Source organism: Kribbella sp. NPDC050459 (assembly GCF_040655315.1).
GTDB lineage: Bacteria > Actinomycetota > Actinomycetes > Propionibacteriales > Kribbellaceae > Kribbella.
Genome location: NZ_JBFAJQ010000008.1, coordinates 96,174 through 110,279, shown reverse-complemented (window position 1 = coordinate 110,279; position 14,106 = coordinate 96,174). Strand labels below are relative to the sequence as shown.

General features: G+C 66.6%; 14 protein-coding genes. 5 read left to right on the top strand and 9 right to left on the bottom strand.

The genetic code is table 11. From position 1 onward, the window contains the following. Positions 1-303: 303 nt before the first annotated feature. The gene (locus AB0I12_RS25175) at positions 304-510 is read left to right on the top strand and encodes a hypothetical protein (RefSeq protein WP_359933975.1); all 207 of its coding nucleotides are present in this window, start codon (positions 304-306) and stop codon (positions 508-510) included. A gap of 302 nt (positions 511-812) precedes the next feature. Here the strand turns inward: AB0I12_RS25175 and AB0I12_RS25170 are convergent, their stop codons facing one another. The 9 genes from AB0I12_RS25170 to AB0I12_RS25130 all read right to left on the bottom strand — a co-directional run bounded on the left by AB0I12_RS25170 (position 813) and on the right by AB0I12_RS25130 (position 9,135). Continuing rightward, entirely contained in the window at positions 813-1,634 is an 822-nt protein-coding gene (locus AB0I12_RS25170) for an IS110 family transposase (RefSeq protein WP_359933973.1), read from the bottom strand. Next, entirely contained in the window at positions 1,621-1,890 is a 270-nt protein-coding gene (locus tag AB0I12_RS25165; RefSeq protein WP_359933971.1) for a hypothetical protein, read from the bottom strand. Before AB0I12_RS25165 ends, AB0I12_RS25170 begins: the two co-directional genes overlap by 14 nt. Positions 1,891-2,147: 257 nt before the next feature. Next, the gene (locus AB0I12_RS25160; protein WP_359933969.1) at positions 2,148-3,233 is read right to left on the bottom strand and encodes a hypothetical protein; all 1,086 of its coding nucleotides are present in this window, start codon (positions 3,231-3,233) and stop codon (positions 2,148-2,150) included. After that, the gene (locus AB0I12_RS25155) at positions 3,230-3,529 is read right to left on the bottom strand and encodes a hypothetical protein (RefSeq protein ID WP_359933967.1); all 300 of its coding nucleotides are present in this window, start codon (positions 3,527-3,529) and stop codon (positions 3,230-3,232) included. The genes AB0I12_RS25160 and AB0I12_RS25155 overlap by 4 nt, the downstream gene beginning before the upstream one ends. Positions 3,530-4,039: 510 nt before the next feature. Then, on the bottom strand, positions 4,040-5,086 hold the full coding sequence (locus AB0I12_RS25150; RefSeq protein ID WP_359933965.1) for a caspase family protein: 1,047 nt from the start codon (positions 5,084-5,086) through the stop codon (positions 4,040-4,042). Beyond that, positions 5,076-5,420: a hypothetical protein gene (locus tag AB0I12_RS25145; RefSeq protein ID WP_359933963.1), complete on the bottom strand. Its 345-nt coding sequence runs from the start codon at positions 5,418-5,420 to the stop codon at positions 5,076-5,078. The genes AB0I12_RS25150 and AB0I12_RS25145 overlap by 11 nt, the downstream gene beginning before the upstream one ends. Before the next feature lie 774 nt (positions 5,421-6,194). Continuing rightward, positions 6,195-7,379 carry an XdhC/CoxI family protein gene (locus AB0I12_RS25140; protein WP_359933961.1) on the bottom strand — a complete coding sequence of 395 codons (1,185 nt, stop codon included), beginning with the start codon at positions 7,377-7,379 and terminating at the stop codon, positions 6,195-6,197. 78 nt (positions 7,380-7,457) lie between these two features. Beyond that, positions 7,458-8,111 (bottom strand): SRPBCC family protein, encoded by a 654-nt coding sequence (locus AB0I12_RS25135; protein ID WP_359933959.1) that lies wholly within the window; start codon positions 8,109-8,111, stop codon positions 7,458-7,460. A gap of 58 nt (positions 8,112-8,169) precedes the next feature. Continuing rightward, a complete protein-coding gene (locus AB0I12_RS25130) occupies positions 8,170-9,135 on the bottom strand; it encodes an MBL fold metallo-hydrolase (protein ID WP_359933957.1) in 966 nt (321 codons plus the stop codon). 158 nt (positions 9,136-9,293) lie between these two features. Between AB0I12_RS25130 and AB0I12_RS25125 the strand changes: the two genes are divergently transcribed. The 4 genes from AB0I12_RS25125 to AB0I12_RS25110 all read left to right on the top strand — a co-directional run bounded on the left by AB0I12_RS25125 (position 9,294) and on the right by AB0I12_RS25110 (position 14,086). Further along, positions 9,294-10,298 carry an asparaginase gene (locus tag AB0I12_RS25125; protein ID WP_359933956.1) on the top strand — a complete coding sequence of 335 codons (1,005 nt, stop codon included), beginning with the start codon at positions 9,294-9,296 and terminating at the stop codon, positions 10,296-10,298. A 79-nt stretch (positions 10,299-10,377) separates the two neighbouring features. Beyond that, the gene (locus AB0I12_RS25120; protein ID WP_359933954.1) at positions 10,378-10,953 is read left to right on the top strand and encodes a (2Fe-2S)-binding protein; all 576 of its coding nucleotides are present in this window, start codon (positions 10,378-10,380) and stop codon (positions 10,951-10,953) included. Further along, entirely contained in the window at positions 10,950-11,810 is an 861-nt protein-coding gene (locus AB0I12_RS25115) for a xanthine dehydrogenase family protein subunit M (protein ID WP_359933952.1), read from the top strand. Before AB0I12_RS25120 ends, AB0I12_RS25115 begins: the two co-directional genes overlap by 4 nt. Further along, positions 11,807-14,086 carry a xanthine dehydrogenase family protein molybdopterin-binding subunit gene (locus AB0I12_RS25110; protein WP_359933950.1) on the top strand — a complete coding sequence of 760 codons (2,280 nt, stop codon included), beginning with the start codon at positions 11,807-11,809 and terminating at the stop codon, positions 14,084-14,086. Before AB0I12_RS25115 ends, AB0I12_RS25110 begins: the two co-directional genes overlap by 4 nt. The last annotated feature ends 20 nt before the right edge of the window (positions 14,087-14,106 follow it).

Sequence of the window (14,106 nt, the reverse complement as noted above, 5' to 3'; positions counted from 1 at the left end):
GTCTTGGCTGCTTCGTGTACGGCGCGATCGGCGGATGAGTCGGCGGGCTCGGCGGCGGTGTCGGGGACGCCGTCGGCTGTGGGGACAGGGAAACCGACGAGCGTTGTGTCTGTTCCAGTGGGGCCGGCACGCGGAAACACCTTGAAATCAAGGCAGTTCGAGGTAGCCGCGCCGGCTGGCGTCAGTACGTCGGACACCACCTTGGCTGGGACGCCGATCCCCGGACGGATTGAGCTTGCCCGCGGGGTTTCGCTGGACGACGGTATCGACCTTCGGCTCGGGACTGGGCAGCCGGTGAAGCCGATGGTTCTCAAGTACACGTTCGCAGTTCCCCTGCCTGCTGGGTCGATCGCGACGATCGTGCGCGGCGATCCGGCGCGGGTGCCCGTCGTACCGGTGAAGAGTGCGCTGTCGGCCGACCGGACGACGCTCACCGCGTCGCGCCGAGGTAAGGCGTCGTGGTCAAGGCTCGGGCGGAAGCCCGACCGCGTAGCGGCCGTAGGGCCTTGACGGCGGCGCCGGTCGGCGCATGCTGTGGGTTGGCGGAGAAGAAGCTGTGGTGCGGCTCCTGTATGTCGGGTCGAGGTCTGGGGTGTCACGCTCGTCATGGCCGGGTGTCCCCGGTGGTGGCAGGCCCTGGGGGCTGCTGTCATCCCTTCGCCGCGCCGACTCAGGGGGCGGTGGCGGCATGATGGGGTTCGCAGTTGCTGGTCGGTGGGGTCAATCAGAGGCGCGACCACGCCATGTGCTGTGAAGGAGCTGGGGGTCTTGACCTGCACGGCCCGCGCCGACCGGTTCGAGGCGGCCGCAGCTCACGCGGCGTCCGTGTGTTGATGGTGTCGTTGGGTGTGCTGGTGCGGCTGCGCGTCCAGGGCACGGACGTGGTGGTCGCGCAGGGCGTAGAAGACGTACTCGAGTTGGCGGCGGGCGGCCGCGACAACGGCGATGTTGTGGCGGCGGCGGGCGGCGACCCGGTCGCGGAACTGCCCGACCACGGTGGTGGCGGGCAGGATCTGCACTGACTCGACCACGGCCCAGCGGGCCAGCCGGGAGCCTTGCTTGGTGATCCGGCCGCGGTGCACGTGCGCATCGGACTCACGGTGGGTTGGCGTCAGCCCGGCCCAGCAGGTCAGCTGCTCGGGCCGGTCGAAGCGGTCGATGTCGCCGATCTCGGCGACCAGCACCGCGGCCAGGGTCGGACCGATCCCGGGAATGCGCTGAACCGCGGCATAGCCGGGGTGCAGCGCCAGCCGGCCCCGCACCATCCCGGCGGCGTGCTCGATCTCGAACTCGAGCCCGTCCATGACCCGGCGCAGCGACCCGATCCTGGCCGCATACGGTGCCGGCAGCTGCGCGGAGTCCCGCAGCCGGTCCAGCAGCGCGGTGCCGTCGACACCGAACAGGTCGCTCATCGACACCGTCACCCCGCACTTGGCCAGCACCGCATGCACCTCGGCCTTGCAATGGCTGCGCAGCCCGACCAGCTTCGCGCGGTGCCGGACCAACTCCCGCAACTCCCGCGTGGCCGGCGGCGCGATCCACGCCTCGGGCAGCCGCCCCATCCGCAGCAGGTCCGCCAGATCGGCGGCATCACGCTCGTCGTTCTTCACCCGCCGGTATTCAAACGCCTTCACCCCCAAACGGATGCGCCAGATGCACCCTCGCGCCCTGGGCCCGCAACGCGTCCACCGCCCAATACCAGCCGTAGGTGGCCTCCAGCACCACCTCCGGGCTGTCCCCGGCCCGGACGATCACCGCCGCCAAACGATCCACGTCGTTGACGATCCGCACCCGCTCCAGCACCTCACCCGCGGCCGTCGTCCGCACCAGCACCGACCGGCGCCGATGCAGATCCATCCCCACAAACCGCTGTCCCGCGTACGCTTCCATCAGGGGCCTCCTTCGTCGTGAAACGCGAGCAACCCCAGCATCCGCTGGGGAACCCACGAGGAGCGGAGGCCCCGCTCCTTCATCGCATCAGAGGGCACATTTGCGTATTTGGGCTGCACGTGGCGCTGAGCACCACCGATATCTACACCGTCGTCGGGGCCTCGGAGTTCCTGCGGCTGGTAATGGGTGAGCCTTGTCGAGCATGCGAATGAGGTAGTTGGTGATCAGGCAGCGATGCGGGCAGCCGCCGGGCGTCCTTAGCGGCTGGTGCTTGGTGTGGGGCTCGTGGCAAGAACGGCATTGTCGGCTGTCACCTCACCATCGCCGCGACTGACGACCACACGATGTGGGTAGCTGCATGCGCTGGTCGGAATCAAGATGACCTCGATGCCTGAATCGGTGGAGCTGACGGCCAGCACCGGGATGCCGCCGGCGCCAGCCGCTGCCGAAGCGCAGGCGGAGCCCAGCTGCGGTTCGAGCTCGTCCTTGCCCTTTGTACTGACGACCAGGTGGGCCGCAACTATCCGCTGGGCCACGGCGTCCTTTGGCTCGTCCGGCGGATTGGCCGCCCACGCGAAGCTGACGAACGCAAACGCCGCCAGAACGGACAGCCCCATGACGGCCCACGCCGTACGCCGGGTTCGCGCTCTGGTCCGGAGATACTTGTCGAGCTGAGCCACACGTACGAGGGCAGTCCGATAATCCGTCATCCTGCCCCCGATGACCTCGCGCTCCTGCTCGAGCCGAGTCAGCTGCGTCTGCTTGGCCGCGCGTGTCTCGGCATCAGTTGCCCGAACGATCTCCAGCTGGGTCTCGTAGCACGTGTCTTTCAACCCGTGAAACTGCTTACGGACCTCGTCGAAAGACTGCATCAGACTTGCGAGATCACCGCGGCCGCGATGAAGCGTACTGTCATCGGCCACCTGACGACGGAGCTCGGTCTCCAGCCGGTTTAGCTTCGACGATTCGGCGAGTTTGCGAAGCCTTGTGAAGTCAGTGTTGGTCGGTGCCTGGGCGCGATAAAGCAGTCCGATGGCCAGAAGGATGAGCCCGATAGCCACTGAGATGCTGAGAACCGCGATCACGAGGCGATCGCGATCCTCGCTCCATGACAGCCTCCCGATGCTGGACAGCTGGCTGCCAGCAATCATCGCTGCCGCGACTGCCGCCAAGGCACCGATGAGCCAAGTGACGGCAGTCGACATCTGCTTCAGAGCCTCAGCCTGCACAGCCGTCGGCGGCCCGGGCTGGCCGGCCGGTGCAGGATTCTCACCGGTGGCCGCTTCGGCCTCTCCGCCGGCAGAAGCCTGCTTAAGCCACCGTCTCCAACCGGAGAGTTTCATGCGAGCACAGGCTCGTCCATGCCCTTGGCAATGACACGAATGCGAACGCCGTGCACCTTCGACAGCTCGTCAAGCTCATCCGAGAGCAGATCGGCACCGCCCGCGAGATGGAGCACCACGCGCTCGACGTCCTTCTGCTCCTGAAGCCAGGCGCCGAGTTCCCGGTACGGCTCGTCACTTGCGATCCGCAGCGCGAAGATCGGCGGTTCGTCGTCGGACTTGCTTATCACCTTGATCATGTCGCCCGCCCCATTTCCCCCTCCGGCAACGTCGATCTCGTTCCAGCGTTGCCCCAAGACCAAACCGTGTCAAGGTGCGATAGTTGTGCATGTACGGACGCACGCGCGGCGGCCAGCTGGGCCGGCGTCCGATTGGCGCTGGCCGAGCCCGCCGTTCGACGGTCTTTTCGACCCACCACCAGGCCAAGGGCTCGAACCCGCCTCGTTGATCCGCGAGCGCGGAACGATCTAGCTTCTCGGCACAGGAGCCGGCGCCAGTGCCACCTTGTCCCTTATCGCGGCCGTGCTCGAGACATCACCGAGACAGCACGCCAAATGGCCGCTCACAACCCCGGTGGCCGGCTCGAACCACCCCTCGGCCTCATCTTCGACGAGATCGCCAACCTCTGCCGCCCGTCGAAATAGAGGACCGACGGGCGGGTCGTCGGGCGTGGATGACGCCGGCCAGGCCGGTCGCGGACCAGCGGCGCAGCAGCTACAGGTTCAAGGGCCGATGACCGGTGGGTTGCGAGGCAGGCACACGGCCCGGGACGAATCACCTGAGCGTTGACTTCGAACGGCGTGCGGCTAGCGCCGGTCTTCCCGATAGGTCTTTATCGCCTGAGCCAGCAGCGCTCGAACGTTTCTAAGTGTCTCCTCCGCGGTCGCCGCCTTGTCCGCGTCGCCGATGGCTCGGGCCTCCTCGCGGTCGCGCATGAGCTTGAAGACACGGTCCTCAAGATTTCGAACGAGGTCCTCGTTGGCGCGTATGACCGCCTGAGACGGGCGCATGTGGTCGGCGACGCTTGTCGTTCGGCTCTGGTGTGACGCTCGAGAGGGCGGCGCAACCGCCGGGGCTTCTGATCGTCGCGAGCCTCGAGTCGCGGCGTTCGCGGTGAATGCGAACTGGTCGGCGGTGTCGGTGCCTCGGCGGTCGGGTGCCGGCAAGCCCTTGGCTGTTAGTCGTTGTCGCAATTCTGGGTAGATGTCGGAGAGGCTGAGCCAATCAGACTTGCCTGGGATGCCGGCACGCACGAGGTCGCTCAGCTCTGCGGTGAAGGATGTGCAGGCGTTCTGCTGCTCGTGCGGCGGCGGCACGTGGGCTGGGCGGTTGCTCCTCGAGGCGGTGAGGACGTAGGAGCCACGGATGTCCGCAAGATCGGCTAACCCCTGTTCGTCAGACCCGGAAAGGGCCTCGATTGCTCGGCCGGAGAAGCAACAGTCCAGGATTCCGACGCGTACCTTCGCAGGCGAGCTGAGGAACGCGTGCCGGACGGTCTCCCACCGCAGACCGCTGATGCCCGGGTGTCCAGGGTGTGTCGAGCTCACGGTTAGACAGAGCTCCGCACGCTCGGTTACGACGCCATGGCCGACGTAATAGAGCAGCATGACGCCTGTGGTTTCCCTAGCCAACTCGGTCAGCCGAATGCCGAGCTCGGAAACCGACCTTGGGTTGGAGATGACGGTGATCTGGTCCTGCGACCAACCGCACAAGGCGGGATCGGCGAGCAGCATTTGCATGGCAGTCACGCTGTTGCGGGCTGCCGGCAACGGACTGAATCCGCTGTGCTCGTAGTCCGAAACACCGATCAGCATCGCGCGCGACGTGCCGTACTCCGACTGATCAGTTGTCATGGCCGGATCTCAGAACCTCTTCCAGAAGCGGCCGTACGTCGTGAGCTGTCTTGATGTCCAACGTGACCGACCGGCCGCCCGCCTCAACCGTAATCTTTGCGCTTGTCTGTCGCGTCTTCAGCCACGCGATCAGTGAGGAGGCGAGCACTGTGCCGGCACCACCGGCACTGAATGCCACTGTGAGCAGATCCGGCAGCGACCCAAGTTCGGTCTCGCCGATCGTTCCTGAGGCGATTCCAACTCGTCCTCGCAACTCGTCCTCGTTGTTCAACCAATCCTGCAACGCGACCAAATCATCGTCACGTCCGCCTGCGACACGAATCTCAGCGTCCATTTCAAGCCCTTTCCGGCGTACGGCGACGACATGTTCGAGGCGACGATGATAGCGAAGGAAGTCTCGACGGTGGCGCGGTTCAGGCCTTCCCGCGGCGATGGTCGATCGTCAGGTGACAAACGCATCTCCGCGCACTGCTGTCGCGTTGCGCATCGCGCCGGCGATTGGTGCGAACGCGCTGCGTCTCCTGACGCATCTGGTCGGCGCCGCTGGCTCGACTGCGTTGAGATGGAGTGGGTACCGGTGGTGCACTGACAACCGCCCGGGCGAGAGCGTAACAGTCGAGCCGGGCCGGTTCGGTAGCAGACGTACTGCCGTCGTGGTTCTCGGACGTAACAAGAGCGCCAAATCCTGGGTCTTCACACTCCTGCGGGCGTTGAGGCTGCATCCGATCGAGTGGGCAGAGGCGTTGGCCGGCACCCCTAGCGCTCACTGCGACCGTTCCTGTTATGGGCGGTGGCGCGTGCGGATGGCGAGAGTAAGCGAAATCGTGAGTACGGCGCACAGTCCGAACACAACGCCCCCGACCCAGACTCCATTGGACAGCATCGCGAGAGCGCCTAGCGCGAGAACCGCGGCGATGAAGAGCATTGTCAGCCTGACTGCCCAGGCGGGCAGCGATCTGGCCGCTCCAGGCGGAATGTACGCCATGTCCGAATCCTTTCCGCGCGGGAACGTCTCCAGAGGCTGTTGAACGTGTTGCGCGGACGGACGAGCGTACCTCCCAGCAGGACACCATCGCAGCATAAGTACGAGCATCGCGACCAGAATCCGTCAGCTGACCAGTGCACTGCACTCGGACCCGCTGCTGGGGCTGTCTGATGTCGTTCGACTGCATGCGTGTAGCGGCCCGGTCAGGTCACGGAGCCTTCTGCCGGATGCTCCGGTTCGTGCGGCGATGATCTCGGCCATGATGCTGATCGCTGTTTCCTCCGGTGTGCGCGCTCCGAGATCGAGTCCGATCGGGCTGTGGAGCCGCTCGAGTTGCTCCTCGTCGAGACCGGCCGAGCGGAGACCAGCAAGTCTTTCGGCATGAGTACGCCGAGACCCGATGGCCCCGATGTAGGCGAGAGAGGGGACCTGAAGCGCAGCCGTCAGCAGCGGTTGGTCGAACTTGTGGTCGTGGGTGAGCACGCAGACGACCGTGCGAGAGTCGAGGGCGCCGGCCTTCAGCTCTGCTGCGAGGTAACGGTGCGGCCAGTCGACGACTACCTCGTCGGCGGCCGGGAATCGTTCCGTGGTGGCGAAGGTAGCTCGAGCGTCGCACACCGTCACCCGGTACCCAAGGATCGCTGCCGCGCGACTCACCGCTGCGGCGAAGTCGATCGCGCCGAAGACCAGCATCCGCGGTGCACTGCGGTACGTCGCAACGAAGATCCGCAGATCGGTTGCTGCCTCTGCATCGCTGCGGTGGTCGAGGATGCCTGTGTGCCCGACCGCGAGAGCGTCCCGGGTGGCCTCGACGGTCGTACCGTCGAGCTGAGGTGAGCCGAGACTGCCTTCGATCGGTCGTGCGGAGTCGGTGGGGCGGACGACGAGATGACGACCGAGCATCGAAGTGTCGCGATGGCCTATCACTGTGGCCACGGCGACCGGTCGCCCATCGATGATGTCCTGAGCCACTCCTTCGAACTCCGGGAACGACGTGTCGTCGACCAGCTCGACGAAGACCTCCAGCGTGCCTCCGCAGCTGAGTCCGACAGCGAACGCGGACTCATCGCTGACGCCGTATCGTTCCAGGCGAGGCGTTCGTGACCGCAGGACCTCGCCCGCGAGGTCGTAGACGGCGCCCTCGACACAACCTCCTGAGACGCTCCCGAAGGCACGACCGTCGGAGCCAACCAGCATCGTTGCACCTGGCGGGCGCGGAGCGGAGTTGTGGTTTGACACCACCGTCGCCATCGCGCTGCGTTCGCCGTCGAGCCAGCTGGCCAACGCTTCCCGAAGTACGTCACGCATTCTCGGTCCTCCCAGCTCGGGTCGGCGCCGGCCCGAGGAGGCTTCCTCGCGGCCGGCGCCTCCTGTAGATCGGCGCCATCAGTGGTGACGAGCAGGTCGCCGGAGCAATTTGGCGATGGCCCTCCGCAGCAGAGCCGCGGCGTGGCGCAAGGCCGACTTCCCGGTCAGTTGGAGGAGATCGATTGCTTCGGGTTCACGCCGGCTCGGTGCGACCTCCGGACGCGGCGCAGGCTGCTTGTCAGTCGGCTGGGTCGATGGTGCAGCCTGCACGGCGTCCGCCGTCGTGCAGGAGCCGGCCAGCTCGGCTGCCAACGCAGAGGCGAACTGGGCAATGATTCGATCGCCGACGTCCGTCATCACGCTGCGGCCGAGCTGCGCGGGGCGGCCCGTGATGTCCAGATCGGTCAGGAGTTCGACCCGGGTTTCGTCGCCGTCCGGTTCGAGATGCATGGTGACGGTTGCCTCCGCCGTACCGTTGCCTCGGGCATCGCGTCCCTTGCCGGCGATGACCGCGGTACGGGCCTCTTCGTCCTTCGACCGGATCTCTGCACGACCTTTGTACGTCAGGTTGACCGGCCCGACCTTGACCTTGACCCGCCCGGTGAACTCGGCACCGTCCACCGAGTCAAGGCTGGCACCTGGCATACAGGGCGCGACTCGCTCGACGTCCAGCAGCACACCCCATGCTTGGTCAACGGGCACGGGCACTTTGAAGCTGTTCTCGATCTGCACAGGGGCTCCTTCTCGAGGTTGGTTGGTTGCAACCGCAGACGTCGACGACGGCGACAACTCACGGCGCCGTCGTGTCCAGGTACCGGTAGGTCAGCAACACGTTCAGCTGATGCAGCGACTGCATCAGAGCCGGGAAGCGCTCCGCGCCGGCGACCTCCGGGGGCAGGGTCAGCGGGTTGCGAAGCGGGTGGTGCTCCCTCAGCATCTCGTCGAGACCGACGCCTTGCCGCCGTCGCCGGTCGACGGTCGCGACCATCTCCTCGAGATAGGCGAGCATCCAGCTCACCGATGGTTCGGCCTCGCTCAGGGGACCGTGCCCGGGGACGAACCGATCGAGCTCGATGGTCGCCTTCATCGCCCGTAGCGATCGGGTGTAGCCGACCGGATCACCGACCAGCAGCATCGGCGGCATACCGGCGTGCCGGAGGAAGTTGCCGGCCCAGGCGACCTTTGCGTCCGGCACGTGCACGATCGTGTCACCGGATCCGTTGCCGGTGCCGAAGTGCCACAGATGAACGACGCGCCCGCCGAGATCGAGCTCGCAGAACCGGTCGAAGACGATGTCCGGTTCGCGCCAGTGCGTGACCTCCTCCATGCCCGGATCGCCGTACATGCTCTCGCCGCGGTACTCCTTCTCCGTCTCCAGGTCCGTCATCGATGCTTTGTTGAGTCGTGAAGAGATGATCGCGACGTCGTCGGGAAAGGCGATGTTTCCGAATGTGTGGTCGCCGTGAAATGTGGTGTTGGCGAGATAGCGGACCGGTACATCGGTGATCTGACGGACGACGTCCTGTAGGTGCCGGCCGACACCCGGGGTGATCCCGGCATCCACCACGAGCGCGGCCTTCTCGCCGACGATCAGTCCGTTGTTGTCCTTGGGGAGCTGATTGGCCATCAGTGCATAGACGCCCTTGGCCAGTTCCTGTGGGACGAGGCGCAGGCCGACAGGGCTCAGGTTGGGGGCGAGGAAGCCGGGCTGGCGCTCACCCATCTCCGGAATCGCGGGAACGGGCCAACAGATCATGGCAACTCCTCTCGGCGCGTCCATCGAGAGCGAAGTGGCTGCGCCGTAGCAATTTAGGTATGGCGATACCTATCTGAATACTCTAATATCGAAGGCGCCGTCAAGGCAGGCGTCGCGTTTGACGGACCGGCAACCGCCGGGCGATCACGGAGGTGGGTATGGGCAGGGAAGCTGGGCGTTCGTCGAGCCTCGAGGTCATCGCACTCGGGGGCACGATCGCGATGACAGCATCAGGGGATGCCGGCGCTCAGCCGGTGCTGGACGCCGCCCAGTTGACCGCGATGCTGCCTGATCTCAGTGATCGGCTACAGGTTCGGGCCAGCACGTTCCGCAAGATTCCGGGCGCACAGTTGGTGTGGGAGGACCTGCGGGAGCTGCGCGGGCGGATCGACGAACTGTTCGCCTCCGGTGTCGACGGGGTCGTTGTCACTCAAGGTACGGACACGATCGAGGAGACGGCTTTCGCGCTCGACCTACTGGGAGCGGCGGAGCAGCCGATTGTCGTCACCGGCGCGATGCGGCATGCGGGACTGCTGGGTGCAGACGGTCCAGCGAATCTGATGGACGCGATCGCTGTGGCCAGCTCGAAGCACGCGAGGGGCGCGGGGGTCCTCGTGGTCATGAACGGGGAGGTGCACGCCGCGCGTTTCGTCAGCAAGCGTCATACGGCGCGTCCGTCGGCCTTCGAATCGCCGACCTGCGGCCCTGTCGGGTGGGTGATCGAGGGCAGAGTCCGGCTGCCGGTGAGGGTCTCCCGGCGCTGGAGCGTCGACTCGACGCGCGATGCCGAGGTACCACCTGTCGCGCTGGTGACGGCTCTGATGGGCGACGACGGGCGGACAGTCCGCGCGCTGCCGGATCTGGGTTATGCCGGTGCGATCATCGGCGGTTTCGGGGTCGGGCATGTCCCGGTGACGATGCTGGACGCGTTGACGTGGCTCGCGGAGCGAATGCCTGTCGTACTGGCGTCACGAACTGGCGCCGGCGAAGGCGGTCGATGCACGTATGGGTTCGCGGGGTCAGAGCGCGATCTCCTGCATCGGGGGTTGATCACGGCCGGTGCGCTGGATCCGCTGAAGGCACGGGTGCTGCTCGCTGTCGCGCTCGGAGCCGGCCTGTCGCGGGACGCGATCGAGGACGCGTTCGAACAGCTCTCAGGGTGACGCGACTGCATCGCCACAGCGACGACTGCAGGTCTGACGAAGGAGAGAAGGATGCACCATGGGAAGTGAATCGCGGACCATGCCCGGCCGCTGGCTCGAGCCGGATGAATCGGTCGTGGTCTCGGTCGAACTGAACGGAACGACGGTTTCCTTGGAGACCTCGGGACGCCGGACGCTCGCGGACTCGCTCCGCGGCGAAGGCCTGACCGGCACGCATCTCGGTTGCGAGCACGGCGTCTGCGGCTCCTGCACCGTGCTGCTGGACGGCTCGCCGGTCCGATCCTGCCTCATGCTCGCCGTCCAGGCGGACGGTCGGTCCGTCGAGACGGTCGAGGGTCTTGTCACCGATCATGACCTCAGTCCACTGCAACGGATGTTCGATGCCGGCGGCGCGCTGCAATGCGGCTTCTGCACCCCGGGTTTCCTGATGCTTGCCACCGGAATCCTGCGCCAGGACCCCGCTGCCGACCGGGAGAAGATCGCCGAACGGCTCACCGCAAACGTCTGCAGATGCACCGGCGGAGAACCTGTCCTGCGCGCGGTGTTGGCGGCTCAGCAAGAACTGCTCGGCAACACGCGACCCGCGGATACGCCGGAACCAGCGCAACGGGTCGGCGTGGAACGAGTCGAACCCGACGGATCGGCGGCGAGATGAAGACGCCGCCGTTCGCCTATGCCCGTGCGACGGAACTCGGTGAGGCGCTCGAGATGCTCGACGACGCCGGAGAGGATGCGAAGCTACTCGCCGGGGGCCAGAGTCTGATCCCGCTGCTGGCTTACCGCTTGGCTCGTCCTACCCACCTCGTCGACATCGGCCGCATCGAGGGCCTCGACGGACTGCGGGAGAGTGACGACGGGTTGACAGTTGACGCGTTGGTCACCCATGCGAATCTCGAGAGCCAGGTCGGCTTGCCGCCGCAATGGCAGGCGCTGACCGAGGCAGCCGCGCTGATCGGGCACTATCCGATCCGGGTCCGAGGGACCATCGGAGGAAGTCTCGCGCATGCCGATCCTGCAGCGGAGTTGCCGGTCGTGGCCATGGCTCTGGGTGCCGACCTGCTGGTCCGATCGATCGGCGGCTGTCGAGAGATCGCTGTCGAGGATTTCTTGTACGGACCGTTCATGACGGTGCTCGAGCCCAACGAGATGGTTGTCAGCGTCAGGTTCCGTCCGGCGGACGCCGCGCGCCGTTCGGCCTTCGATGAGTTCAGCACTCGGCATGGCGACTTCGCCTTCGCTGCGACCGCCGTGGCGGCGACGTTCGAGGACGGCGTCGTCCGCGACGTGCGGATCGCGCTCGGCGCCGTGGGTCCGGTTCCGGTTCGCGTCCACGCGGCGGAGTCGGCACTCGAGGGGTCGGATCTGTCGTCGGCGGACATCGCCGCCGCGGCGCGGCTGGCGATGGAAGGGTGCAACCCCGCCGGGGATGCGCGCGCAAGTGGTGAGTTTCGTCGTGAACTGGTCGAGGTGCTCGTCGGTCGCACACTTCGTCGGTTGAGGGAGATGCCATGAGGGACACGGGAGGCGAACGACTGATCGGTCGTTCGATCGGGCGGCGGGGCAACGATCTTCTGCTGACCGGATCGGCGCAGTACGTGGCTGACCTCACCTTCGAGAACGAGGTGTCGGCCCGAGTCATCCGGAGCAATGTCGCTCACGGCACGATCATCAGCATCGACGCCGCCGCGGCGCTGGCCAGCCCTGGTGTACTCGCGGTGATCACCGCCGAGGACCTTCCCGACGTGCGGATCCCGATCCGGCTTCCGCTGTTCGAGTCGCCGGAGGCGAACCAGTTGCTGCAGCCGCCGTTGGCCCGCGGAGTGGTGCGCTATGTCGGGGAGCCGGTGGCGGTGGTGGTGGCCGAGGACGCGTACCTGGCTGAGGACGCCGCGGAGCTGGTAGAAGTCGATATCGAGGATCTGGGTCCTGTCGTCACGATCCAGAGCGCGCTGGCCGCCGACGCACCGATCATCGACGCTGCGTACGGCCGAAACACCGTCAGCACGATCGAGCTCGGGCATGGCGACGCCGACGCCTTGTTCGCTCAGGCCGATGTCGTGGTGCGCGAGACAATCGCGGTTCACCGGTCGACCGCGGTGCCATTGGAGACGCGCGGACTGATCGGCGAGCCCGACCCCGACACCGGCGTTCTGACCATGTGGGGCGCGGCCAAGGTGAAGCACTTCACCCGCCAGGCATTGGCCGGCATGCTGGGCATCGATGCGGGGCGGCTGCGCATGGTCGAGGTCGCGGTCGGCGGTGGGTTCGGGGTTCGGGGTGAGCCGTACCCCGAGGACTTCCTGGTGGCCTTCCTTGCGCTTCGGCTCGGGCGTCCGGTGAAGTGGATCGAGGATCGATCCGAGCATTTCGTCGCCACGAATCACGCCAGGGAGCAGGTCCACGAGCTCGAAATCGCGGCGACCAGGGACGGACGGCTGCTCGCGTTCCGGGACCGGGCGTGGTGTGACCACGGGGGCTACGTCCGGTCCCAAGGCATCCTGCCCGAGCTCCTGCCGGCGCTGCACATCGCTGGGCCGTACCGCTGGGGCGCCTTCGCGGTGACATCAACGGGCGTTCTCACCAACAAGACGCCGGTCGGGACCTTCCGCGGTCCGGGAATGACGGAGGCGACCTACGTCCGCGAACGTCTCCTCGATCGTCTTGCCGCACAGCTGGATCTCGACCCGGCGGAACTGCGGCGAAGGAACCTCATCCCCGCCGCAGCGATGCCGTTCGAGTTCCCGCTGACGCCGGAGTCGACGCCGGTGGCCCCGATCAGGTACGAGAGCGGGGACTTCCCCGCGGGCCTGGAAATGCTCCTGGAGCGGGCCGGCTACGGGGAGCTCAAGGCTGAGCGGGCTGCACGCAGAGCACGGGGCCAGGCCGTCGGGATCGGACTGGCGGTCTTTGTGGAAGTCGGCGGTATCGGGCCGTTCGAGGAGGCCGTGATCACGACCACCTCCGACGGGGTTGTCGTCCATGTCGGTGTCGGGTCGCTCGGGCAGGGCGTCGAGACGGCACTGTCCCAGATCGCGGCGGACGCGCTCGGGATCCCGATCGAAGCGATCACGATCGACCTGAGGGACACCGACGGTGTGCCGCAGGGTTTCGGCGCGTTCGCGAGTCGTTCGACCGTGCTGGCCGGCAACGCCATCGTCCTGGCGGCCGAGGATCTGCTCAGCCAGGCGAGTGCGAAGCTGAACGCGTCGATCGACGACCTGCGGATCATCGACGGTTCGGTCTCCGGCCCGGACGGCAGGACGCTTGCCCTGCACAGCCTCGGACCGGCGCGAGGCCGATTCGACAAGCCGCTCCCGACCTTCTCGTTCGGGGGAGCGCTCTGCCTGGTGTCCGTCGAGATCGGCACCGGCCGGGTCAGGGTTCTGCGCCATGTGGTCCTCCACGATGTCGGCCGGGTGATCAATCCCGCCCTTCTCCACGGCCAGCTCGCCGGTGCCGCCGCTCAGGGCATCGGGAGCGTGTTGCTGGAGGAGCTGATGTACGACGAGCAAGGTCAGCCGCTGTCAACGAGCTTTGCGGACTACCTGTTGCCGACATCGGGAGAGCTGCCCCGGATCGAAACAGTGGTGATGGAGAAGCCGACGTCGGCCAACCCGCTCGGCATCAAGGGCGGTGGTGAGTCCGGGATGGTCGGAACGCCCGCCGCCGTGGCGAACGCGGTAGCCGATGCCCTCGGCATCGGAACGGCCGAGCTGCCGGCGACACCGCTCACGCCCGACCGCATCCGCGCCTTCCTCCGAGGTCGGGGCAGGGATGCAGCGCGATGACCCCGCCCCAAGGCCGGCGG